Source organism: Bradyrhizobium sp. 18BD (assembly GCF_054185225.1).
In genome coordinates, this window is record NZ_JAVAYL010000005.1 from 14,023 (window position 1) to 37,473 (window position 23,451).

The 23,451-nt window shown below is 64.7% G+C and carries 22 protein-coding genes; 10 read left to right on the forward strand and 12 right to left on the reverse strand.

All coding sequences use genetic code 11. The features are described 5' to 3' along the window. Positions 1-33: 33 nt before the first annotated feature. From RAD16_RS10630 to rfaD, 3 genes are read right to left on the reverse strand one after another with little or no spacing between them, the layout of a single operon-like run. The gene (locus RAD16_RS10630; protein ID WP_458157820.1) at positions 34-1,311 is read right to left on the reverse strand and encodes an O-antigen ligase family protein; all 1,278 of its coding nucleotides are present in this window, start codon (positions 1,309-1,311) and stop codon (positions 34-36) included. After that, positions 1,308-2,792, reverse strand: a complete 1,485-nt coding sequence (rfaE1, locus tag RAD16_RS10635; RefSeq protein WP_458157821.1) for a D-glycero-beta-D-manno-heptose-7-phosphate kinase — start codon at positions 2,790-2,792, stop codon at positions 1,308-1,310. The genes RAD16_RS10630 and rfaE1 overlap by 4 nt, the downstream gene beginning before the upstream one ends. 13 nt (positions 2,793-2,805) lie before the next feature. Further along, positions 2,806-3,786 (reverse strand): ADP-glyceromanno-heptose 6-epimerase, encoded by a 981-nt coding sequence (gene rfaD, locus RAD16_RS10640; protein ID WP_458157822.1) that lies wholly within the window; start codon positions 3,784-3,786, stop codon positions 2,806-2,808. A gap of 160 nt (positions 3,787-3,946) precedes the next feature. Here rfaD and waaF point away from each other — a divergent pair, with 160 nt between their 5' ends. Further along, positions 3,947-5,017: a lipopolysaccharide heptosyltransferase II gene (gene waaF / locus RAD16_RS10645; RefSeq protein WP_458157823.1), complete on the forward strand. Its 1,071-nt coding sequence runs from the start codon at positions 3,947-3,949 to the stop codon at positions 5,015-5,017. After that, a complete protein-coding gene (locus RAD16_RS10650; protein WP_458157824.1) occupies positions 5,010-5,540 on the forward strand; it encodes a D-glycero-alpha-D-manno-heptose-1,7-bisphosphate 7-phosphatase in 531 nt (176 codons plus the stop codon). The genes waaF and RAD16_RS10650 overlap by 8 nt, the downstream gene beginning before the upstream one ends. A gap of 254 nt (positions 5,541-5,794) precedes the next feature. Here the strand turns inward: RAD16_RS10650 and RAD16_RS10655 are convergent, their stop codons facing one another. Then, the gene (locus RAD16_RS10655; RefSeq protein ID WP_458157825.1) at positions 5,795-6,832 is read right to left on the reverse strand and encodes a glycosyltransferase family 4 protein; all 1,038 of its coding nucleotides are present in this window, start codon (positions 6,830-6,832) and stop codon (positions 5,795-5,797) included. Positions 6,833-6,958: 126 nt separating this feature from the next. Between RAD16_RS10655 and galE the strand changes: the two genes are divergently transcribed. From galE to RAD16_RS10670, 3 genes are all read left to right on the forward strand, one after another. Further along, complete coding sequence (gene galE, locus RAD16_RS10660) at positions 6,959-7,972, forward strand: UDP-glucose 4-epimerase GalE (RefSeq protein WP_458157826.1); 1,014 nt, start codon at positions 6,959-6,961, stop codon at positions 7,970-7,972. 119 nt (positions 7,973-8,091) lie between these two features. After that, on the forward strand, positions 8,092-9,894 hold the full coding sequence (locus tag RAD16_RS10665; RefSeq protein WP_458157827.1) for an ABC transporter ATP-binding protein: 1,803 nt from the start codon (positions 8,092-8,094) through the stop codon (positions 9,892-9,894). A 37-nt stretch (positions 9,895-9,931) separates the two neighbouring features. Then, positions 9,932-10,633, forward strand: coding sequence for a fumarylacetoacetate hydrolase family protein (locus tag RAD16_RS10670; RefSeq protein ID WP_326898401.1), 702 nt, complete (start codon positions 9,932-9,934; stop codon positions 10,631-10,633). A 90-nt stretch (positions 10,634-10,723) separates the two neighbouring features. Here the strand turns inward: RAD16_RS10670 and RAD16_RS10675 are convergent, their stop codons facing one another. Beyond that, on the reverse strand, positions 10,724-11,182 hold the full coding sequence (locus tag RAD16_RS10675; RefSeq protein WP_458157828.1) for a YybH family protein: 459 nt from the start codon (positions 11,180-11,182) through the stop codon (positions 10,724-10,726). A gap of 125 nt (positions 11,183-11,307) precedes the next feature. Between RAD16_RS10675 and RAD16_RS10680 the strand changes: the two genes are divergently transcribed. Beyond that, entirely contained in the window at positions 11,308-11,772 is a 465-nt protein-coding gene (locus tag RAD16_RS10680; RefSeq protein ID WP_458157829.1) for a hypothetical protein, read from the forward strand. Positions 11,773-11,853: 81 nt separating this feature from the next. Further along, the gene (locus tag RAD16_RS10685) at positions 11,854-12,579 is read left to right on the forward strand and encodes a sulfite exporter TauE/SafE family protein (RefSeq protein ID WP_458157830.1); all 726 of its coding nucleotides are present in this window, start codon (positions 11,854-11,856) and stop codon (positions 12,577-12,579) included. Positions 12,580-12,634: 55 nt separating this feature from the next. On the opposite strand, the gene RAD16_RS10690 is transcribed toward RAD16_RS10685, so the two are convergent. Continuing rightward, on the reverse strand, positions 12,635-13,564 hold the full coding sequence (locus RAD16_RS10690) for an aspartyl/asparaginyl beta-hydroxylase domain-containing protein (RefSeq protein WP_458157831.1): 930 nt from the start codon (positions 13,562-13,564) through the stop codon (positions 12,635-12,637). 236 nt (positions 13,565-13,800) lie between these two features. Here RAD16_RS10690 and RAD16_RS10695 point away from each other — a divergent pair, with 236 nt between their 5' ends. Continuing rightward, complete coding sequence (locus tag RAD16_RS10695) at positions 13,801-13,950, forward strand: hypothetical protein (RefSeq protein WP_458157832.1); 150 nt, start codon at positions 13,801-13,803, stop codon at positions 13,948-13,950. 21 nt (positions 13,951-13,971) lie between these two features. Here RAD16_RS10695 and RAD16_RS10700 read toward each other — a convergent pair whose 3' ends face one another. Further along, positions 13,972-14,127, reverse strand: coding sequence for a hypothetical protein (locus tag RAD16_RS10700; protein WP_458157833.1), 156 nt, complete (start codon positions 14,125-14,127; stop codon positions 13,972-13,974). 146 nt (positions 14,128-14,273) lie between these two features. Next, entirely contained in the window at positions 14,274-15,197 is a 924-nt protein-coding gene (locus tag RAD16_RS10705; RefSeq protein WP_458157834.1) for a LysR family transcriptional regulator, read from the reverse strand. 210 nt (positions 15,198-15,407) lie between these two features. Between RAD16_RS10705 and RAD16_RS10710 the strand changes: the two genes are divergently transcribed. Together RAD16_RS10710 and RAD16_RS10715 are read left to right on the forward strand one after the other, a co-directional pair. Continuing rightward, a complete protein-coding gene (locus RAD16_RS10710; protein ID WP_458157835.1) occupies positions 15,408-16,118 on the forward strand; it encodes an SDR family NAD(P)-dependent oxidoreductase in 711 nt (236 codons plus the stop codon). A 135-nt stretch (positions 16,119-16,253) separates the two neighbouring features. Next, positions 16,254-17,486, forward strand: coding sequence for a YbfB/YjiJ family MFS transporter (locus RAD16_RS10715; RefSeq protein WP_458157836.1), 1,233 nt, complete (start codon positions 16,254-16,256; stop codon positions 17,484-17,486). Positions 17,487-17,504: 18 nt separating this feature from the next. On the opposite strand, the gene RAD16_RS10720 is transcribed toward RAD16_RS10715, so the two are convergent. From RAD16_RS10720 to RAD16_RS10735, 4 genes are all read right to left on the reverse strand, one after another. Beyond that, on the reverse strand, positions 17,505-18,965 hold the full coding sequence (locus RAD16_RS10720) for a flavin-containing monooxygenase (protein ID WP_458157837.1): 1,461 nt from the start codon (positions 18,963-18,965) through the stop codon (positions 17,505-17,507). Positions 18,966-19,124: 159 nt separating this feature from the next. Further along, positions 19,125-20,546, reverse strand: coding sequence for an adenosylhomocysteinase (gene ahcY, locus RAD16_RS10725; RefSeq protein WP_458157838.1), 1,422 nt, complete (start codon positions 20,544-20,546; stop codon positions 19,125-19,127). A gap of 200 nt (positions 20,547-20,746) precedes the next feature. Further along, entirely contained in the window at positions 20,747-21,943 is a 1,197-nt protein-coding gene (metK, locus tag RAD16_RS10730; protein WP_458157839.1) for a methionine adenosyltransferase, read from the reverse strand. Positions 21,944-22,005: 62 nt separating this feature from the next. Then, entirely contained in the window at positions 22,006-23,361 is a 1,356-nt protein-coding gene (locus RAD16_RS10735; protein WP_458158184.1) for a hypothetical protein, read from the reverse strand. Positions 23,362-23,451 lie beyond the last annotated feature (90 nt).

Here is a 23,451-nt window from a genome sequence, read left to right on the forward strand (position 1 = left end):
GCATCTCGCCGGGACTTGCCAGCGCTCCGAAGCTCAACCGCGAGCTTCTCCCGCGCTCCGACCTGACTTGAGCACCATGCCGCCGGCAACGCCGACGCCAAGCACGTACATCCATCCCTCGTGGAAATCGAAAATATGGGAGTTGAAAAGCGAGGTGAATATGTTCTGGACAACGACCAGCAAGCCGATCCAGTTGGCGAGTTCATCGCCGCGGAACAGGAGCAGATGCAGCCCCCACATCGCGTACAGGATGACGATGCCGAGGACGCCCCATTGCACGGCCACGTTCAGCGTCTGGTTATGGGGATTGCCGATCACCTCGCTTGAGGCCTGGTAGCTGCCGCCGGTCTTGGCCAGCTCGAACAAGCCGCGCGTCGAGCCGGTTCCATGACCGAAAACCGGTGCCTCGACGAAGAAACCCAGCGATTTGCGCCAGAACTCGAGTCGCAGTCCGATCGACGTCGGGAGGCCCCTGTCCCTGTAGAGCTCGTACTGGGTGGAAAATGTTTCGATCGTCGTGTGCAGCTTCGTCGAGGTCTTCCATGCCAACGCGGACAGGGCAACGAGAGCTGCGAGGATGATCAGGATGCTGCGCCACTTCAGATGCAGCAGCCCGAACACCGCCAGCATGATCGGCACGGTCACGAGCGCGGTGCGCGAGATCACCACGAAGGCCATGTTGACGAAGAAGCTGAGCGCGATCGCCGCGAGCAGCGCGGCCAGCCAGACCCTCTTCTGCTGCAGCAGCTTCACGATCGGATACGCGAGCGCGACCGCGCACAGCGTGAACTCCTGGCTCTGGTTGATGTAGTTCTTCACGAAGATGCCGCGCGAGTTGGGTTCGTCGGGCTTCAACGTGAGCGTGGGGTGCAGAAACACCAGCCAGGACATCACCGACAGCAGCGCGCACGACACCAGAAACGCGATGAATACGAGGTGCCCGCGCGACGAGCGCTCGAAATGATAGATCAGGATCGGGAGCACCAGCAGCTTCGCCGTCGGGTTCACGGCGTAGAGGCGCGCGCCCCAGGATGCGTCCGACCACAGCGTGCCGATGAGCGCCAGCAGGAACAGCGCGATCGGCACCGCGCAGACCGGCCGTTTCAGCGACTGCAGGAAGTCCCTGACGTCGAGAAACGGCACCATGCAGATCAGCATCAGGACATTGAAGATCGCCGTGAGCGAGGTCGACCAGGGCAGCGCGGCCGCGGTGAGGATGGCAAACAGGTCCACCGTCTCGGACCATGCCGCCGGACTGCGCAGCCGCCGGTGCACCGTCCCCCACATCGTCTCCCGCGCGAGCTCCGTCACTTGGCCTCTCCGCGCGCGCGATGAACCAGCGCCGTCGTGCTGAAACCCTTGAGGATGTCGACCAGCACGACCACCCCGCCGGCGGCCTCGACCACCTCGTGGCCGACAACCTGCTCGTGGGTGTAGTCGCCGCCCTTCACCAGCACGCTCGGCGTGATGCGGGTGATCAGGTCGATCGGCGTGTCCTGCTCGAAGATGACGACGAGATCGACCGCTTCGAGCGCGGCCAGCACCTCGGCACGTGCGCGCTCGTCCTGGACCGGACGATCCGCGCCCTTCAGCCGGCGCACCGAGGCGTCGCTGTTGAGGCCGACGATCAGACGGTCGCAGGCGGCGCGCGCCGCGGTCAGCACCTTGACGTGGCCGGGATGCAGGATGTCGAAGCAGCCATTGGTGAAGCCGACGCGCAGCCCCTCCCCCTTCCATGCGGCGACCTGGGCCTCGAGCGCGCCGGGCGCGCTCACGACCTTCTCCTCGGCCGCGAGATAGGCATGCGGCAGGATCTTCCGGCGCAGCTCGTCCGCGCTCACGGTGGCGGTGCCCTGCTTGCCGACGGCGACGGCGGCAGCCGCACTCGCCATCCGCAGCGCCGTATCCCAATCCGCGCCCGCCGCGATCGAGACCGCGAGCGCGGCAGCGACCGTGTCACCGGCGCCGGAGACGTCGCGCACCTTCACCGGGACAGCCGGAACGTGGACGGCCTCGCCCTTGCGCGGCACCAGCGTCATGCCGTGCTCGCCTTGCGTGACCAGGATCGCCTCGCAATCGGCAAGTCGCATCACGTCCTCCGAGGCATCGACGATGCTCTGCGGCGTGTCGGCGCGGCTGCGCGTGGCTTCCGAGAACTCCTTGCGATTGGGCGTGAGCAGCGTGGCGCCGCGATAGATCGCCCAGTTCAGGCTCTTGGGGTCGACGATCACGGGCTTGCCGGCTGCTCGCGCGGCATCGATGGTGTGGCGGATCACGCGTGCGGTCAGCACGCCCTTGGCGTAGTCGGACAGCAGCACGATGTCGGCGCGCGCGATCTGCGGCATGATCGCCTCGATCAGCCTGGTCTCGACCTCATCGGAGGCAGGCAACGCCTGCTCCCAATCCGCGCGCAGCATGTGCGTGGAGAAATGCTCGGAGACGAAGCGGACTTTTCGCGTGGTCGGCCGCGACGGGTCGCACACCAGCGCGCTCTCGATGCCGGCATGGTCCGCCAGCGCGGCCTTGAGCCGCGCCCCCGAATCGTCCTCGCCGACGAGGCCGACGAAGACGCAGCGCGCACCGAGGGAAGCGATATTCCGCGCGACGTTGCCGGCGCCGCCGATATGGATCTCGCTGCGCTGGGCCGCGATGACGGGCGTCGGCGCTTCCGGCGAAATCCGCGACACCTCGCCGTAGACGAACTCGTCCAGCATGATGTCGCCGATGCAGAGCACGGTGCGGCCGGAGATGGCTTGCGCGAGGGCGTCGAAATCGAGAATGGGCGTCGGCATGGTCATTGGGGCCTTAACGGAAACGGTCGGGCCGGTCGAGATAGTCCCCGACATAGGCCTTCACCGCGTCCTCGAGTGTCGTGAAGCCGCCGTTATAACCGGCGCGGTGGAGTCGATCGACCTTGCTCTCGGTGAAGTATTGGTAGGCGCCGCGGATAGTCTCGGGCATGTCCACATATTCGATGTTGGGCTTGGCGCCGATCGCAGCGTAGGCCGCCAGCATCAGATCCCTGAAGCTGCGCGCCTTGCCGGTTCCGACATTGAAGAGGCCGGACACCGATGGCGTCGCCAGCAGCCACAGGATCACGCGAACGACGTCGTCAACATAGATGAAATCGCGCCGCTGGTCGCCGTCGGCGATGCCGTCGCGATGCGACTTGAACAGTTGAACCACGCGGCCTGCCTTGACGTCGTCGAAGCGGCGCGCCAGCACGCTCATCATCGTGCCCTTGTGGTATTCGTTGGGGCCGAACACGTTGAAGAATTTTAGGCCCGCCCATTGCGGCGGGAGCGGATCGCCGTTCGCGACGCGTCCGGCGACCGCGAGATCGAATAGCTGCTTGCTCCAGCCGTAGAGATTCATCGGCCGCAGTTTCTTCAGGGCAGGCAGCGAAGCATCGTCGTCAAAACCTTCCGCGCCGTCGCCATAGGTCGCCGCCGAGGACGCGTAGATCAGCGGCACCGCACCCGCCGTGCACCAGTCGAGCAGGCGCATCGAGAAGCGGAAATTGGTCTCGATCACGAGATCGCCGTCGGTCGCGGTGGTCGAGGAAATCGCCCCGAGATGGATCACGGCGTCGAGCTTGCGGCCCTTCAGCCAGTCCGGCAGCTCGGCCGGGGGAACGATATCCACAAGCTGTCGCTTGGCGAGATTGCGCCACTTGCCGTCTGACCCGAGGAGATCGCAGACCACGACGTCGCTGCGGCCGGCATCGTTCAGCGCGGCGACGACATTCGATCCGATAAAACCGGCTCCGCCGGTCACCAGCAACATTCCAATCACCCTGCCCGATTTTTGCGGCCCGATACCTGCCCTAGCGCATCATCTGGCAAAGTGTAAGCATTTTGGGACCGGCGGTTTCCCCGGCTTTACCTGTCGGCCGGGAGCGGCTAACCGAACCGCCACATCAGAGCGCCCGTGGCACAATTAACAAATGAACAAAGATTCACAATTTGGCGGCAATGAGGATCAGAGCGACACCCGCCCGATCCTGATCGTCCCCTATATGTGGATCGGCGATTTCGTCAGGAATCACACCGTCGTCCGGGTTTTGAAGGAGCGCTGGCCGAATCGGCCGGTCGATCTCCTGACCACGTCGCTGTGCGCCCCCCTGGTCGATTACATGCCCGGCGTGCGTCAGGGCATCGTCTGGGACCTGCCCCGCAGCCGCCTCGCCGTGGGCCTCCAGTTCGGCCTGGCGCGGCTCCTGCGCGAGCGGAACTACGGCACGGCCCTGGTTCTGCCACGGACCTGGAAGGCGGCCATTGCGCCCGCGCTGGCCGGCATCCCGGAACGGGTCGGCTTCGTCGGCGAGTTCCGGTTCGGCCTGCTCAACCAGTGGCGCCGGGGCGAGAAGAAGCTGCCCCGTTTCATCGATAAGAATGCCGCCCTCGCCCAGCCCGACGGCGCGCCCCTGCCGCCGGAATGGCCAGTGCCGCAATTGCGGGTCCCGGCTGAAGAGATTGCCCGCTGGCGCCAGGCCAATGGCCTCAGCGCCGGCGCCGCCGTGGCGCTCGCCCCGGGCTCGGTCGGCGTGTCGAAACGCTGGACCTATTATCCCGAGGCCGCCCGCCTGCTGGTCGAGCGCGGGCTGGAGGTCTGGGTGGTCGGCGGCCCCGCCGAAAAAGGCCTCGCCCAGGAGATCGTCGCCGCCGGCGGCGAGCGGGTGCGGGACCTCACCGGCAACGATCTGCGCAACGGCGTCCTCGCCATGGCCGCAGCGGGCGTCGCGATCTCGAACGATTCGGGCCTGATGCATATCGCCGCGGCGCTGGACACGCCCACCATGGGCATCTTCGGCCCGACCAGCCCGTATCTCTGGGCGCCCCTCAACGGCCTCGCCGCGACCGTGGTCCAGAACAAGAGCGTGCTCTCCTGCCAGCCCTGCCAGAGCACGATCTGCAAGATGAACGACCACCGCTGCATGCGGGACATCGCCGCGCACGACGTGGTCGATATCGCAAGAGACGTGCTTGCGAGGACTCAGGGACTGGCAAATGTCTGACAGAAGCACGCCGAAGCCCGCTGCCTTCCTCGATCGCGACGGCGTCATCAATCATGACGATGCCTATATCGGCACGCGCGACCGCATCCGCTGGATGCCCAACGTCGCCAGCGCCATTCGCCGCCTCAACGACGCCGGCTATTTCGTGTTCGTCTTCACCAACCAGTCCGGCGTCGCGCGCGGCCTCTTCACCGAGGATGACGTGAACGCGCTGCACGGCTGGATGCGCGATGAGCTCGCCCGCGACGGCGCGCGGATCGACGACGTCCGCTTCTGTCCGTATCATCCGGAAGGAACGGTCGCCGGCTACATCAGGGAACATGACTGGCGCAAGCCCGCGCCCGGCATGTTGCGCGATCTCGTGCAGCACTGGCCGGTGCAGCTCGACGGCAGTTTCGTGATCGGAGATCAACCGCGGGATCTCGAGGCCGGCAAGGCACTCGGGCTGCCGGGCTTTCTCTTTTCAGGCGGCGACCTCGACGCGTTCGTGACCGACGTGCTCGCTCAGACGAAGCGGCCGTAGACGGCAACGATCCGGCCGGCGTCAAAGTCCAAACTGAGTTTCGGCGGGAGCTTCGCCGCGACCGGATCCCGGACGTCGCAGCACAATCTGCGATGCTGCCCTTATACCCCTGTTTTGCCCGACGAGTCAAACCGACTTCGTAAAATCCGCAACGCCATCGCACGCACGGCCACGCCGTTGATTTCGCTGGCCCCGGCTACTGTGCATGGGGTTGTTTTCGCATTTTTTGTTCGCGGCCGGTGAAAAGCGGCGGCTCAGAGCAGCGGTCGATAGACCTCGCCGATCCGCGCCGCCTCGGCATCGAGGCTGAACTTTGCCAGCACCCGCGCCCGCCCCCGCTCGCCCATCGCCGTTGCGGCAGCGACGTCGCGCATCAGCGGCTCCAGCGCCGCGGCCAGCGCGTCCGCGTCTCCGGTCGGCACCAGCACGCCGGTCACGCCATCCTCGACCACGAGTTCGGCCGCGCCGGCGCGCGCGGCGACCAGCGCGCTGCCAGCCGCCATCGCCTCGATCAGCGTCAGGCCGAAGCCCTCGTTGCGCGAGGTGAAGGCGTAGATCGTCAGCCGCTGATACCAGCGCTGCACCGCTTCGATCGGCAGCTCGCCGGTGATGACGATGCGCGATTGCAGGTCTACGGCTTCGATGCGTTTCTTCAGGTCGTTGGCAAAAGGCGTTTGCTCAGGCGTAACCTGCCCGACGATGACAGCCGTGAAATCCGGATAGCGCGGCAGCAGCCGGCACATCGCATCGACGAACACGTCGGTGCCCTTCTGCGCGCGCACGCGGCCGAAACAGCCGATCGCGTAGCGGCCCGGCAGCGCGGCTTCCGCGAAGGCCGCCGCGCGATCGACCGGTGGCCCGTAGACGTCGGTGTCGACGCCGTGCGGGATCACCGTCGCCTTCACCTTCAGGAACGAGGCCGAGATATCGGATGTCGCGATGATCGCATCCATGCGCCGGACCAGCCAGCGCGTGATCCAGCTATGATGCCGCTGCGCCGCCGAGGTGAACACGAGCTTCAGCCGCCAGCCGAGCGCACGCAGCAGCACGCCTGCGATCATCTCGTTGTTGCGGCGCGCGTGCCAGATCAGGGGCTGCTTGCGGCGCCACAGTTTCAGGAGATCGGCCGTGCTCAGGCGCGCGATCCCCTCCGGCGCGTCCGAGCCGAACCACGCCGCGCGATACAGCCGTGCCAGCCGCGGCGCCACCATCCGGTTGGTCGCGGTGACTCCGGAATAGCGCCTGTGCAGATTTGGCACGATCACTTCGAGATCGCCGGGGGGATTGGCCACGTCACGCTCCATTCAGCAGGCCCCCTATACGCAACATTAAGCATAGTGACCAGTTCAGGGCTGCCGATACCCCCTCTTCACCACGCAGACGCTAGCATCCCGCGTTGATCGAAGACGGGTGAGATCATGACTGTGCTAGTCACCGGCGGTGCCGGCTATATCGGAAGTCACACGGTCCTGGCGCTGGCAGAAGCCGGCGAGGACGTCGTCGTGATCGATGATCTCTCCACCGGTTTCTCCGCCTATCTGCCCGAGGGCGTGCCGCTGTTCATCGGCGATGCCGGCGACGAGAATCTGCTCGAGGGCGTGATCGCCCAGCACAACATCGAGAGCATCATCCATTTCGCAGGCTCCGTCGTCGTGCCGGATTCGATGCGCGATCCGCTCGGTTATTACCGCAACAATTTCACCACCGCGCGCAACCTGCTCAACGTCGCGGTGAAGCGTGGCATCGGCCGCTTCATCTTCTCCTCGACCGCCGCCGTCTACGGCAATCCGGACCAGGTGCCGGTGCCCGAGCACGCGCCGACGCGGCCGCTGTCGCCCTACGGCTCGTCGAAGCTGATGACCGAGATCATGCTGCACGACGTCGCCGCCGCCTACGGCATGCAGTACGTGACCCTGCGCTATTTCAACGTTGCGGGTGCCGACCCGCAGGCCCGCATTGGGCTTGCCACCGTCGGCGCCACGCACCTGCTCAAGATCGCGGTGGAAGCTGCGACCGGCCAGCGCGCCAAGATCGACGTGTTCGGCACCGACTATCCGACCCAGGACGGCAGCTGCATCCGCGACTTCATCCATGTCACTGACCTCTCGCAGGCGCATCGCTCGGCGCTGGCTTACCTGCGCAACGGCGGCACCTCGACGACGCTGAACTGCGGCTATGGCCGCGGCTATTCGGTGCTGGAGACCATCGACGCGGTGCGCCGGGTCTCGGGCCGCAGCTTCGCCGTTCAATACGCCCCGCGCCGGCCCGGCGACATCATGACCATGGTCGCCGACACCAGCCGGATCCGCAGCCTGCTCGACTGGAAGCCGCAATACGAGGACCTCGAGACCATCGCAGCCCATGCGCTGGCCTGGGAGGACAAGCTGTTCCGCGAGCGCCATGGCGAACTCCGCCACGCCGCCTCGGCCTAGATTCCCTTCCAGCGCAAGCCCTTAATTGGGCTTGAAAAGCCCCGCTTTAGCGGGCACAGAGGCCCTTCGATCCCTGACGCGCGGGCAGGCTTTTAGCCTGAGCCGTCAATGGACACCGGATGGCTCAGTTTCCAAAGAAAATCACCGACGATCCCTATGCGGCAGCGGTCCTGATACGCCGCCTGGTCACGGAACAGGGGGTCGTCTACTGGCGGCGCTACCTCGCAGCCTTCGCGCTGATGGCGCTCGCCGCCGGCTCGACCGCCTGCGCGACCTATGTGCTCGGCCAGGTCATCAACCAGGCCTATGTGGACAAGAACATCCCGGGCATCGCGATGTTCTCCGGCATCACGGTGGTCCTGCTGTTCATCAAGGGCGTGGCGACCTACGGCCACATGGTGATCCTGACCAAGATCAGCAACGCGATCCTCGCCACCAACCAGCGCCAGCTGTTCGCCAAGCTGATGCGCGAGAGCGTCGGCTTCTTCTCCGAGCGGCATTCGTCCGAATTTCTGGCGCGGCTGACGGCCGGTGCGAAATCCATCACCGACGTGCTCAACATGCTGGTCAACGCCATCGGGCGCGACTTGCTGATGCTGCTCGCCATGATCGGCGTGATGGTGTGGCAGGATCCGCTGATGTCGTTCATCGGCCTCGTCGCGGTGCCGCCGGCGATGCTGGTGCTGCGCAAGCTGGTCAAGCGCATCAAGGGGCTCGCCTACAACCAGTTCACCGGCACCGCCGACATCATGGAGACGATGCAGGAATCGCTGCAGGGCATCCGCACTGTCAAGGCGTTCACGCTCGAAGACACCATGCAGAGCCGGATCGACGAGAACATCGCGATCGTCGAGCGCAACGCCAACAAGATGGCCCGCGTCGCCAACCGCTCCAACCCGCTGATGGAGATGCTTGGCGGCTTCGCCGTCGCCGGCTGCCTGATGTACGGCGGCTATGCCGTGGTCGCGCTCAACGCCACGCCCGGTGCGTTCTTCTCCTTCATGACCGCGTTCCTGATGGCGACCGAGCCGGCCAAGCGCCTTGCGCGGCTCAACATCGACCTCAACAGCCAGCTCGTCGGCGCGCGCATGCTGCTCGAGATCATCGACAGCCCGGCCAGCGAGTATTCCGACGACGACAAGCCGGCGCTGAAGCTCACCGACGCGCGGATCGAGCTGCGCGACGTCAGCTTCTGCTATCGTGCCAATGAGACCATCCTCAACCGCATGAGCTTCGTCGCCGAGCCCGGCAAGGTCACCGCGCTGGTCGGCCCGTCCGGCGGCGGCAAGTCGACCGTGCTGGCGCTGCTCTTGCGCTTCTACGAGGTGACGCAAGGCGACATCGTGATCGACGGCCAGTCGATCGGCGCGGTCTCGCGTAAATCGCTGCGGGCGCAGACCGCCTATGTCGGCCAGGACGTCTATCTGTTCCGCGACACCATCCGCAGCAACATCGCCTTCGGCAAGCCGGACGCAAGCGAGGACGAGATCATCGAAGCCGCGAAGGCGGCCTGCGCACATGATTTCATCATGGGCTTCCCGCTCGGCTACGACACGCCGGTCGGCGAGCACGGCACGCAGCTCTCCGGCGGCCAGCGCCAGCGCATCGCGGTGGCGCGCGCGCTGATCAAGAACGCGCCGATCATCCTGCTGGACGAAGCCACCGCCGCGCTGGATTCGGAATCCGAGCGGCAGGTGCAGGAAGCGATCGAGCATCTCTGCCAGAACCGCACCACCATCGTGATCGCGCATCGCCTGCACACCATCATGCACGCCGACGCGATCCTGGTGGTCGAGGGCGGCGAGATCGTCGAGCAGGGCCGGCATGACGAGTTGCTCCGCCGCGGCGGGCGCTATGCCTCCTTCTTCCGCCTGCAACATTACGACACCGGCGCTCTGGCGCCGATCAGCGCAACCGCATAGAGTTCCTTCACCCACCAAGAGCAGCGAGACCCGCTCCATGAACGCCGCCTCCTACGTCATTCCGCTTCCGCCCCAGGCTTCGCTTCCCGTCGTCGGCGAGACCGGCCGTTTTCCGGTGCGCCGCATCTGGTGCGTCGGCCGCAACTATCTCGAGCACATCCGAGAGATGGGCAATGACGAGCGCGCACCGCCGTTCTTCTTCGCCAAGCACGCCGACATGCTGGTGCCCGATGGCGCCACCATTCCTTATCCGCCGCTGACCAAGGACCTGCATCACGAGGTCGAACTGATCGTCGCGCTCAAGAGCGGCGGCCTCAACATCCCCGCCGAGAAGGCGCTCGATCACGTCTACGGCTATGCCGTCGGCATCGACCTCACCCGCCGCGACCTCCAGATCGCCTCGCGCAAGAAGGAGCGTCCGTGGGAGATCGGCAAGTCGTTCGACGGTTCGGCGCCGGCATCTGCGGTGCAGCCGGCCTCGAAGATCGGTCATCCCACCAAGGGCAAGATCTGGCTCACGGTGAACGGCAAGGAAGCCCAGACCGGCGACCTCGAGCAGATGATCTGGAACGTGCCGGAGACGATCTGGCAGCTCTCCCAGCAGGTGAAGCTCGCCGCCGGCGACATCATCATGACCGGCACGCCCGCCGGCGTGTCGCAGCTCCAGCCCGGCGACAAGCTCGAATGCGGCGTCGACGGCGTCGGCACGCTGAAGGTGAGCATCGGCCAGCCGGAGTAAGATCGAAGCGCAGGGCGGATTAGCGAAAGCGTAATCCGCTCTGCGTATCGAAGATCAAGGCCCCGGTCGCGTCCGGGGCCTTTTCATTCTCTACCAGGCCTTCACCGGCCGATTGGCGTGGCTCGCCTGCGGCACGCCGCGATTGAGCGACATGTGCGAGTGCACGCACAGCCAGCCATCCGCATTCTTCGAAAAGATCATGGTCGCACGGCCCGGGCGCGGAAACGAACTGCCGTCAGGATGGTAGCCCGTGCTCGTCCACGGCGCGATCACAGTCGCCATCGTGCCGTCGGGTGATGCCAGGATCGAGGTCTGCTCGAGCACGAAGCGGAAGTCGGTCGTCTTCGGCCAGACGTTGTTCCACTGCGTCGAGACCCATTGATCGAGACCGGGGATGACATCGTTGTGGGTGCCGAAGGCAAGCACGTCCGAGTGAAACAGCGGCCGCGCCGAAGCGTAGTCGACCTCGCGGACATAGCCCGAGAAGGTATCCAGCCACGCGCGGAAGAATTGCACGATCTCGGTGTTCGCAAGTGGCAAGGGGGCCATTACCTGCTCCATGTTTGCCGGCTCGATCAAGGCAATCTTGTTGCCATCGGGCGAACCGTCCCGCAAGATATATGAGCACTGGTGCGGATCGCGACGGACGGTGCTGATTTCAGGAAGCCAGACTCATGAGACACCTTCTCCTGCTTGCGGCCACCCTTGTCGTCACATGCAACGCTGCCAGTGCCCAATCCAGACAGCCCTATGCCGGCCTCGAACAGCGCCCCATCAAGGCACTATCACACCAGCAGATCGACGATCTCAAAGCCGGGCGCGGCATGGGCCTCGCACTTGCCGCCGAGCTCAATGGATATCCCGGTCCGAGCCATGTTCTCGAACTCGGCGATCGCCTTGACTTGACGCCGGATCAACGCATCCAGGTTCAACGTCTCTTCGATGCCATGAAGCAGGAGTCGGTCCCGCTGGGTAGCAAGCTTGTCGAGCAAGAGAGAGAGCTGGATCATCTTTTCTCTGCTCGCGTCATAACGTTAGAGTCGCTCAAGGCAGCTCTCGTTTCCATCTCGGAAACCCAGGCACTGCTCCGCGAAAGCCACCTCAAATATCACCTGTCGACCGCCGCTCTGCTCAATTAGGGCCAATTGAAGCGATACGCGGAGCTGCGAGGTTACCAGCGCCCCGACAGCTCCGAAGGACACAAGCACCGTCACTAGAAAATGCTGACTGCGTGCTTCGCTGTCGTTTCGCTTCTCTATGCGACGGTAGGTCAGGCTGGGGGAACGGCATTTCTTGCCTTGATGGCCTTTGCCTCGTTTCCTCCAAACGAGATGCGGCCGACGGCTCTGCTGCTGAATATCGTCGCGGCTACCTACTCCACGTGGCTCTTCAATCGCGGCAGCCATATCGATTGGGCAAAGCTCAAGCCGCTTCTGGTAGCCTCACTGCCGAGCACCCTGATCGGTGCACCCATTGTTCTTGCCGAAGAGATCTACCACACGGTGACGGGGCTCGTGCTCCTGCTCGCCGCTGTCGTCCTGATCGTCGGACGCAGCAGTGGCGATGCTCCGGACCGGATTACACCGCTCTGGGCCGCAATATCCACGGGCGCGGGAGTCGGCTTCGTCTCCGGACTCACCGGCGTCGGCGGCGGTGTTTTCCTCGCACCCATTCTGGTTGGAATGCGTTGGGCATCACCCAAACAGACGGCGGCGCTTTCCGCGCCATTCATCCTCGGAAACTCGGCCATCGGATTGGTTGGCGCGCTCCACGTGGGACAGATGCCATCAACCCAGACTTGGCTGTATGCCTCGGGTGCGCTTGCTGGCGCAATCGTCGGAACCACGATTGGTCTGCGTTGGCTCTCGCAAGCAGCAACGCGCTACATTCTTGCCGCGGTCCTCGGGTCTGCCGCGATTCAACTGGTGGCCTTCACCGCCAGATGAAAGTCGGGACTCGCAGGGCGGACTAGCGAAGCGTAATCCGCCCTGCGCATTCGCCTTACTTCAAGGCCGAAAACACGATGAGGCCAAGCACGAACGCCGTCAGCGAGTACTTCAGCGTGTAGTAGACGTTGCGGTTCCATTCCTTGACCTTGCGGCTGCCGAGATGGATCTCGTAGAGCTTGCCGAACACCTTGTTGAGCGCGCCGACATGCTCGCCGTCGACGTTCTCGGTCGCCGACGCCTTGACGATGTGATGGCTGACCCAGCGATTGATCGCGGTCATGAAGCCGTACTTCATCGGGCGCTCGACGTCGCAGAACAGGATGATGCGGTTGACGTCGGTCTGGTTCTCGGCACTGTGGATGAAGGTCTCGTCGAACATGAAGGCTTCGCCGTCGCGCCAGACGCATTCGACGCCGTCGACCAGGATGCGGCACTTGTTCGAGTTCGGCGTGACGAGGCCGAGGTGATAGCGCAGCGAGCCCGCGAACGGATCGCGGTGCGCACCAAGCTTGCCACCCGGCGGCAGCATCGCGAACATCGCGCCATGCACGTTCGGGATCGACTTGAGCAGCTCCACCGTCTTCGGGCACAGCGTGTTCGCCGACGGCAGGAAGTCGTCGTACCATTTCAGGTAAAAGCGCTTCCAGCCGCTCTTGAAGAACGAATAGAAGCCCCAGTCGTTGTTCTTCGCAGCGGCGCGGATGAAGCCTTCGTCGAACAGGCGCACCGCCTCGTCGCGAATGGTCTCCCAGTTCTCGCTCAGCGGCTTCAGCTCCGGAAACTGCTCGACCGAGATCACCGGCTTGTTCGGCACCGCCGAGCCGGCATACATCAGCACATTATAGGGTGCGAGATAGGTCGAGTGATCGCCGAGCTGGCGCGCGAAGCGCAGCCGCTGCTTGCCGCGGAAGTGAACGTAAATCGTCGAAGCCGCAAGCACATATAAAATGACAAGCTGCGGCGCAAAAAGCTGTTTCAGCATTTCCCCAAGTTCCCAAGTGACCCAGCCGGGAACGTCATCTACTCCGAGCCGGCCCGAGCGGCAAGGTAAAGGCTGTGCATCCTGAGGCTGTTCCGCAGGTCGTGATCGATACGGCCGGAGCCATCCTTGTCACAATTACAGATCGCAGGCGCCCTTCCGTCAATCCCGGCGTTGCAGCCGATTTCGGGCAGATGGTATCCTGGTTCCACAGGGGAACTTGGAATTGGGTCTTGGCGATGTCGCGGCCGTTGGCCCATCATGTCGGCCCCAGCGGGCTCGACAAGAGCGAGCTCTGGACCTACGGGCCCTGGCCGTTCTCGTCCGAGGTGCGGGGCGACCGCGTCACCTCGATCCGGATCAGCGATCCGACCGTCGCAGCAAAGTAGATTCAATTCTAAGCGCGCGCGTCACGCCCGCGATAGCGCCTGCAGACCCTTGAAGGTCAGGCGTTTGGGGTCCCTGACGCCGGCGAGATAGAGCTGACGGATAAAGGCAACGACAGCGTTGCGGTCGCAATCGGTCAACGCCACGACGGCGTCGACCGCGATCTTCTGGGCTTCCATTGGGCTCACCTCGGCCTTGCGAGTAACCCCGGCCGAGACAGGCTAGGACTCATCCGTTAAATCGGCGTTAACCGTTTTGGAACCATCGCCGATTCAGCCGGGCCGCCGTATACGCAAAACAACGCATTGCGAAGGCGCGAAGCAGCTCAGCGCGCGCTGATGCTCTTCTTCAGCAACGCGAACTGCTTCTTCAGCCGGGGCACGGCGAAGTCGGTGAATGCCCGCACCTTGGGCACCGAGAGCCGCCCCTGCGGGCAGATCAGATGCGCGGGCATCTCCGGATCCTCGTCTCCGGCCAGCACGATCTCGAGCTCGCCGCGCGCGACCTGCTCGGCGACCTGGTACGAGTACATCCGCGCGACGCCGCGCCCGGCAACCGCAGAGGCCACCGCCGCATAGGTGCTGTTGACGACGAGCCGCGGCGTGAACTGCACGGTGCGGGCCGCCGACGAGCCGGCCTGCGGCGCAAAGGTCCAGGAATTGGGAAGGTGCGCCATCGCCACGATCTGGTGCTTTGCGAGATCGCCGGGCTCGGTGATGCGCGGATGCTGCTTCAGATAGCGCGGGGCCGCGACGACGACGCGGCTGATCTCGCCGACCCGCATCGCGACCATCGCCGAATCCGCAAGCGGCCCGATGCGAAGCGCGATATCGACGCCCTCCTCGATCAGATTGACCGCGCGGTCGAACAGGAGGAGTTTTGCCGACACGGTCGGATAGGCATCGAGAAACGCATCGAGGATCGGCCGCAGCACCATTTCACCCGACACGACGGGCGCAGTGATCGTGAGCAGGCCGCGCGGCGCGGTGCGCGGTCCGGCCGCGATGTCGTCGGCCTCTTCCAGCTCGGTGAGCACGCGGCGGCAGATCGCGACATAGCGCTCGCCCTCCTCGCTCAGCTTGATCGAGCGCGTGGTCCGGTGCAGCAGCTCGGCACCGACCCGCGCCTCCAGGAAGGCAATGGCCCGGCTGACCGCCGCCGGCGAGCGGCCGAGCTTGCGCCCCGCCGCCGCCAGGCTTCCCTCGTCCACCGCGAGGACGAACACATTCATCGCATCGAGACGATCCATGCCTTTCCGCCGCCCCATCACATTGCGGTGACAAGCTAGGCGTTCGCCCACGCCGCGACAACTGCCGCGGACGCTGTGCGGCATTCGTTCGCGCCGCGTAACAGTGTCTGCCGGACAACGTGTATTCGCAGCCGGGCCCCTACGGCGTACTTCAGACCGCAGGCCAGCCAGTGCCGGCGCAGATTTTCAAGCCAACCAAAGGAGCCTGTCATGGGTATTGAGCAGAAGGTCGCCATCATCACTGGTGCATCGCAGGGTATCGGCGCCGCCCTGGTCCAGGGTTTTCGCGATCGCAACTATCGCGTCGTCGCCACGGCGCGCTCCATCAAGCCGTCGGGCGACGATGACGTCCTCGCCGTTCCCGGCGACATCGCGGACCGTGCCACCGCCGAGCGGATCGTCGCACAGGCCGTCGCGCGCTTCGGACGCGTCGACACGCTGGTCAACAATGCCGGCATCTTCGTCGCAAAGCCGTTCACGCAATATACGGCCGAGGACTATGCGGCGGTGATGGGCACCAACGTCGCCGGCTTCTTCAACATCACGCAGCTCGCCATCGCCGAGATGGAGAAGCAGGGATCGGGCCATGTCGTCCAAATCACGACCACGCTTGTCGACCAGGCCAATTCCAACGTCCCTTCGGTGCTGGCCTCGCTTAGCAAGGGCGGCCTGAGCGCCGCGACTAGGTCGCTGGCGATCGAATACGCCAAGCGCGGCATTCGCGTGAACGCGGTGTCGCCCGGCATCATCAAGTCGCCGATGCACCCGGTTGCGACGCACGCCCAGCTCGGCGCGCTGCACCCGGTCGGCCACATGGGCGAGATGTCCGACATCGTCGATGCCGTGCTCTATCTCGAGAGTGCCTCCTTCGTCACCGGCGAGATCCTGCATGTCGATGGCGGCCAGAGCGCCGGCCACTGAGCAGGGAGCGCCACCGTACCCATCGTCACCATTCAAGTGACCCGCGAGGGAACGGCGCCGCCCGCCCTGGAATTCCGGCGCCGTCGCGCTAGCCCAACAGGATGATCCGCGCGCCGTTGCGCGCAGGAGGATGACATGACCAACGCAAATACGAAGCAACATCTGGAGACCCGGCTGCATCCGCAGCCGGGATCGAGATCGCAAACAACCTGGCGATACGCGGTGGCGGGACTGTCCGCATCGCTGGTCGGGCTTGGCCTCGCGCGGTTCTCCTACACACCGCTGATCCCGGCGTTGATCGCGGCAAAGTGGTTCAGCGCTTCCGACGTTGTCTATCTCGGTGCCGCAAACCTTGCCGGCTATCTCGCCGGCGCGCTCGCGGCGCGCGCTGTGGCCTCTCGCATCGGCGCGGTCCGCGCGCTGCGGGCGATGATGCTGCTCGCCACTCTTTCCTTCTTCGCCAGCTCGACGCCGGTGTCGTTCACCTGGTTCTTCGCGTGGCGCTTCCTCTCCGGCCTCACCGGCGGAATCATCATGGTGCTGGCGGCGTCCGTCATTCTGCCGCACACCTCGGCCGCGCGGCGCGGTATCGTCGGCGGCGTGATCTTTGCCGGCGTCGGCCTCGGCGTCGCCGCGTCGGGCACGCTGGTGCCGCTGCTGCTGCAACAGGGTTTGCAGCAGAGCTGGTATGGCCTCGGCGTGCTCTCAGCAGTGCTGACGCTCGTGAGCTGGTGGCACTGGCCCGCGGAAGCCAAGTCCGATGCTGCTGCGCCCGTGCATCATGCGAAGCCGCATCGGACGCCCACTGCCGCCCGTGCGCTGCTGATCCAGTACGGCCTCAACGCCGTAGCGCTGGTGCCGCACATGGTTTTCATCGTCGATTTCGTGGCGCGCGGCCTCGGCCAGGGCATCGCCGCGGGATCGCGCTACTGGGTGCTGTACGGCCTCGGCGCCATCGTCGGCCCGCTCGTCACCGGCCATCTCGGCGATCGCTCGGGTTTTGGCCCGGCCTTGCGCGCGGCGTTCCTGATCGAGGCGGCTGCCGTGCTGCTGCCGACCGTCAGCACCGCGCCGGTGTCGTTGATCGTGTCGAGCGTCGTGGTCGGCGGCTTCACGCCCGGCATCGTGCCGCTGGTGCTCGGGCGCATCCATGAGCTCGTGCCGCACTCGACGGAGCAGCAGCGCGCGACGTGGAGCCATGCCACCACCAGCTTTGCGCTGTTCCAGGCCGCGGCCGCCTACGGCTTCTCCTGGATCTACGCCCAGACCGGCGGCGACTATCTGGTCCTGTTCGCGCTGGGCGGCGGCGCCGTGGTGCTGGCGCTCGCGATCGACCTTGGCCTCGCGCTCACCACGCGCAAGGCATGACCGCTGGCGGCGGCGTGATCAGGAATACTGCATCACGCCGTCATCGATCCGGCCGAAGCGCAAGGAAACGATGTCGAGCGCGTAGTTCTGGTACAGCCGCCACGGCCGCTTCGAGCCCTGCTTCGGCATTTTTGCGACCGAGCGCTGCACATAGCCCGAGGTGAAAGCGAGCGATGGCTGCGCGGTGATCTCGGGGTCGTCGTTGTGCGGCATGCACTGGCGGAAATTGTGCCGGTCCATGTAGTTGATGAGCCGGCAGACATATTCGCAGGTGAGATCGCATTTCAGCGTCCACGACGCGTTGGTGTAGCCGAAGGCCGAGGCCATGTTCGGCACATCCGCATACATCATGCCCTTGTAGGTTAGCGTCTTCGCGAAATCGACGGTACGGCCGTCAACGCTGACCTCGAGGCCGCCGACGACCTGGAGCACCAGCCCGGTCGCCGTGACGATGATGTCGGCCGCAAGCTCGCTGCCGTCCTTCAGGCGGATGCCGTCGCGGGTAAAGGTGTCGATCTCGTTGGTGACCACGGCGGCGCGCTTTTCGCGGATCGCGCTGAACAGGTCGCCGTCGGGCACAAGGCACAGCCGCTGGTCCCAGGGATTGTAGCGCGGCGTGAAATGGGTCGCGATGTCGTAGTCCGGCCCGAGCGCCATGCGCACGCCACCGAGGATCAGGTTCTTCACCTTGTCCGGCCGCCTCCGGCTGAGCTGGAAGAAGAACATCCCCCACATCACGTTGCGCCAGCGGATGACGTGATAGGCCAGCCGCGTCGGCAGATTGCGGCGGAGCCTGTTGGCGACAGGATCCTGCGCCGGACGCGACACCACGTAAGTCGGCGAGCGCTGCAGCATCGTGACCTGCGCGGCCTTCTTGGCGAGCTCCGGCACCAGGGTCACCGCTGTCGCGCCCGAGCCGATCACGACGACACGCTTGCCCGCATAGTCGATGTCCTCGGTCCATTTCTGGGGGTGTACGATGCGGCCGGCGAAATCCGCAACGCCCGCAAATTCCGGCGTGTAGCCCGCCTCGTATTTGTAATAGCCCGAGCACATGAACAGGAAATTGCAGGTGAAGCGCACCAGTTCGGTTGCGCCCTCGCCGGTGGTGCGCTCGGCCTCGATGGTCCAGCGCGCATCCGGCGTCGACCACGCCGCGCGCTTGACGCGATGACGGAAGCGGATGTGCTTCTCGATACCGTTCTCGGCTGCCGTCTCGCGCACATAGTTCAGGATCTGCGGCCCATCCGCGATCGCCTTCGGATCGGTCCACGGCTTGAAGGAATAGCCGAGCGTGAACATGTCGCTGTCGGAGCGGATGCCGGGATAGCGAAACAGGTCCCAGGTGCCGCCGATGCAGTCGCGCCCCTCCAGAATAACGTAGCTCTTGGTGGGGCACTTGCTCTGCAGATGATAGCCCGCGCCGATGCCTGATAGCCCTGCACCGACGATCAGCACGTCGAAATGTTCTTGTTGCATGGTTTCCTCCGCCGAGGAGGATTGTCCGCCCGCGATTGCTGGCCGTCAATTGGCAATCAGCCGTGCCGCAACCGCAAAGCGAGTTGAATTCCACACGCCGAAACAACGAAGCCCCGGATCGCTCCGGGGCTTCGTGTCGATCGTCGATCGAACCAGTGCTCAGTAGCGGTAGTGGTCCGACTTGTACGGGCCTTCCTGCTTCACGCCGATATAGTCGGCCTGGTCCTTGCGCAGCTCGGTGAGCTTGACGCCGATCTTGGCGAGGTGGAGGCGCGCGACCTTCTCGTCGAGCGACTTCGGCAGCACGTAGACTTCCTTCTTGTACTTGCCGTCCTTGTTGTTGGCGAACAGCTCGATCTGCGCCAGCGTCTGGTTGGTGAAGGACGCCGACATCACGAAGGACGGGTGGCCCATCGCGTTGCCGAGGTTCACGAGGCGACCCTCCGACAGCATGATGATGCGGTGCTTGTCGGGGAACTCGATCTCGTCGACCTGCGGCTTGATGTTGGTCCACTTCAGATTGCGCAGCGACGCGATCTGGATCTCGTTGTCGAAGTGACCGATGTTGCAGACGATGGCGCGATCCTTCATCGCGCGCATGTGCTCGATGGTGATGATGTCCTTGTTGCCGGTGGCGGTGACGAAGATGTCGGCGCGGGGCGCGGCGTCTTCCATGGTCACGACCTCGTAGCCTTCCATCGCCGCCTGCAGCGCGCAGATCGGATCGACTTCCGACACCATCACGCGGCAGCCGGCCTGGCGCAGCGAGGCGGCCGAGCCCTTGCCGACGTCGCCGAAGCCGGCGACCATCGCGACCTTGCCCGACAGCATGACGTCGGTACCGCGGCGGATGCCGTCGACCAACGATTCACGGCAGCCATAGAGGTTGTCGAACTTCGACTTGGTGACGCTGTCGTTGACGTTGATCGCGGGCCACAGCAGCGTCCCGGCCTTCTGCATGTCATAGAGACGATGCACGCCCGTGGTGGTCTCTTCGGAAACGCCCTTGATACTCTCGGCGATCGCGGCGAAGTAGCCCTTCGGCTTCTCCTTGAGCTGCTTCTTCAGAAGCGCGAAGAAGATTTCCTCTTCCTCGGAGCCGGGCTTGTCGAGGAAGGCGGTGTCGCCCTTCTCGGCACGCAGGCCGAGATGGACGTACATGGTGGCATCGCCGCCGTCGTCGAGGATCATGTTGGGGTGACCGCCGCCGTGCCAGTCGAACAGCTTGGCGGTGTAGTCCCAATATTCAGTCAGGCTCTCGCCCTTGACCGCGAACACCGGAATGCCGGCGGCCGCGATCGCAGCAGCCGCGTGGTCCTGGGTCGAATAGATGTTGCAGGAGACCCAGCGGATGTCGGCGCCGAGCGCTGCCAGCGTCTCGATCAGCACGCCGGTCTGGATCGTCATGTGCAGGGAGCCGGCGATGCGCGCGCCCTTGAGCGGCTGCTTCGGGCCGTACTCTTCGCGGGTGGCCATCAGGCCGGGCATCTCGGTCTCGGCGAGCGAGAGCTCCTTGCGGCCGAAATCAGCGAGCGAAATGTCCTTGACGATATAATCGGTGAAGCCGGGCTTCGCGTTCATGTCTGTTTCCTAATCAGTGAGGCTGGCGTGTCAGTAGCAAGGCAAGCTGAACGCTATGTGGCACCATTTCTCCCTCTCCCCGTTCTTACGGGGAGAGGGCTGGGGTGAGGGGCTCTTTCCAAGCACCGAGCTTGCGGAGAGTCCCCTCACCCGCCGCTTCGCGGCGACCTCTCCCCGCAAGCGGGGCGAGGTAAAGAGAGTTAGAGCGCGCGCTTGAGCGGCTCGACGAGATCGGTCTTCTCCCAGGAGAAGCCGCCCTCGTTGTCGGGCGTGCGACCGAAATGGCCGTAGGCCGAGGTGCGCGCGTAGATCGGGCGGTTGAGGTCGAGATGGGTGCGGATGCCGCGCGGGGTCAGGTCCATCGCCTTCGCGGCGGCCTTCTCAAGCTCGTCCTCCGATACCTTACCGGTGCCGTGGGTGTCGATGTAGATCGACAGCGGACGCGCAACGCCGATGGCGTAGGCGAGCTGCAGCGTGCAGCGGTCGGCAAGACCGGCCGCGACGATGTTCTTGGCAACGTAGCGCGCAGCGTAAGCCGCCGAACGGTCGACCTTGGTCGGATCCTTGCCGGAGAACGCGCCGCCGCCATGCGGAGCCGCACCGCCGTAGGTGTCGACGATGATCTTGCGGCCGGTCAAGCCGGAGTCGCCATCGGGACCGCCGATGAAGAACTTGCCGGTCGGGTTGATGTGCCAGATGGTCTTCGGGGTGATCCAGTCCTTCGGCAGCGCGTCGCGCACATAGGGCTCGACGATGTCGCGGATCTGCTTGGACGAGATGTCCTCGACCAGATGCTGGTGCGACACCACGATCTCGCGCACGGCGACCGGCTTGCCGTTCTCGTACTGCACCGTGACCTGGCTCTTGGAGTCCGGGCCGAGCACCTTCTCCTTGCCGGAGTGGCGGGCTTCGGAGATCAGGCGGAGGATCTTGTGGGCGTAGAAGATCGGCGCCGGCATCAGATCCGGCGTCTCGTTGGTGGCGTAACCGAACATGATGCCCTGGTCGCCAGCGCCTTCTTCCTTGACTTCACCGGGCTGCAGCGCGTCGACGCCCTGGGCGATGTCGGCCGACTGCGGATGCAGCAGGATCTCGATGTCGGCCTTCTGCCAGTGGAAGCCTTCCTGCTCGTAGCCGATGTCCTTGATCGCGGCGCGCACGACGCCCTCGATCTGCTCGTTGGTGACCGACTTCGGACCGCGGGTCTCGCCGGCGATCACGACCTTGTTGGTGGTCGCGAGCGTTTCGCAGGCGGCACGGATCTGCCACGGGTCAATGCCGGCTTTCGGCCCCTCGCGGTAGAACAGATCGACGATTTCATCCGAAATCCGGTCGCAGACCTTGTCCGGATGGCCTTCGGACACGGACTCACTGGTGAAGAGATAGGACGCGCGCATCAAGTAACCCCTTGTTCCGCCACTCGACGGCGGTTCGTTTGCGATGTTTACCTTGGATTATGTCAATCACGCCGGCGCGAGATGACGTAGGATTCGTCTAGAAACCAGAGCCCGTTGTATTTTCTCAGCACGTCCCTGGCGGCGTCCAGAGTGCGGCCGTTTTGAGTCATATCTGCCAACCGGTCGTCCTCGATCTGAGCGACATACACCGCCGCATTCCACGCTGCAAAGGCCGTCGAGGTTCCGATGGAGCCGGTGACCTCGTTGGGCAGCGCTTCCATATCATACCTGAAGATCGAGCGGTTATCCGCATAAGCATTAAAATTTAAGTCGCGGCCCAACGAGCCGAGCTCGTACTTCACGGCGCGCAATAGCTCATGACGGCTGACCGAGAAAGGGTTTTCTCCAGGCCAGATCGCCTGGATCATTTCCATGCCCGGATCCCGGCCGTGGGAGTGGATTCCGATCAGGCGGCCGCCCGGCCGCAGGGCCTTGGCCAAGGGCGCTATGATGCGCTTGGCCCGGAAATTGACCGAGGACAGGGCGCGGTATGGCTGGGATGCAATGACGAGGTCGAAATTGGCCTCGGTCTGGCCCGGCCGCGGAATGGTCGAATCCAGCAGGAACCTGTGGTCCTCGCGGTAGAGCACCAGCACGACCGGCCGCTCGTACAGCGGCATGGCCGTTCGCGGGCTGATCGCCGCGCGCCAGTTCTGCTCCAGGAACGGCCGCAGCTCTGCAATCTGGGCCTCGAACTCGCCCGATGAGGCCCCTCGCAGCGGGACCTCGTGCCAGACGGTGGCCGCAGCCGCCGCAGGCGAAGCCGGCGTCAGCCAGGGTGCCTCCGAGTAGAACATGTTGGTGAAGACGAAGACCGACGCCGGATGCTCGAAAATCCGGTCCGGCACCTTCTCCAGCGTCAGGCGCAGATCCTCGAGGCTGAGCTCCTTGCCGGCCACATAGAACGGCATATGGGGATAGCGCTGATGCGTCGCGCGCAGCACCCGCGCCAGCACCGTGCCGTCGCCGACCCCCGCGTCAAAGATGCGCAGCGCCGGCGGTCGCGGATGGATGGCGGCAAGCTCCAGCGCGACCCGGTCCGCGATCACCCGCTTCTCGCTGCAGGTATGGACGAACAGCAGGTATTTCTGCCGGTTCTCGAAGAAGCGGAAATTGCCGCGCGGATCGCGCTTTTCCGGCGGCACTTGCAGGCCACGCGGCGGCGGCAGGCCGCCCGTCGTTGATGCGGCGATATAGGCCTGGATCCGCTCCAGCGTGTCGATGGTGATGCGCTTGCCCTCGCGCAGACGCTGCACGAGCTTCCCATCGTTCACCGCGCGCCGGCCGAAGGTCGATTCCGCCATGCCCGCCTTGCGGCAGAACTCGGTGATTTGGCTGAGGATTTCGTCGTTCTTCATGAGTGGGAAGGCAGTGGGCAGGCCGTTGAGATGGAGGACTTCTAACATCATCTGCCCACCGGGGAAAGCTTAGCGCCCCAATTTGCACAG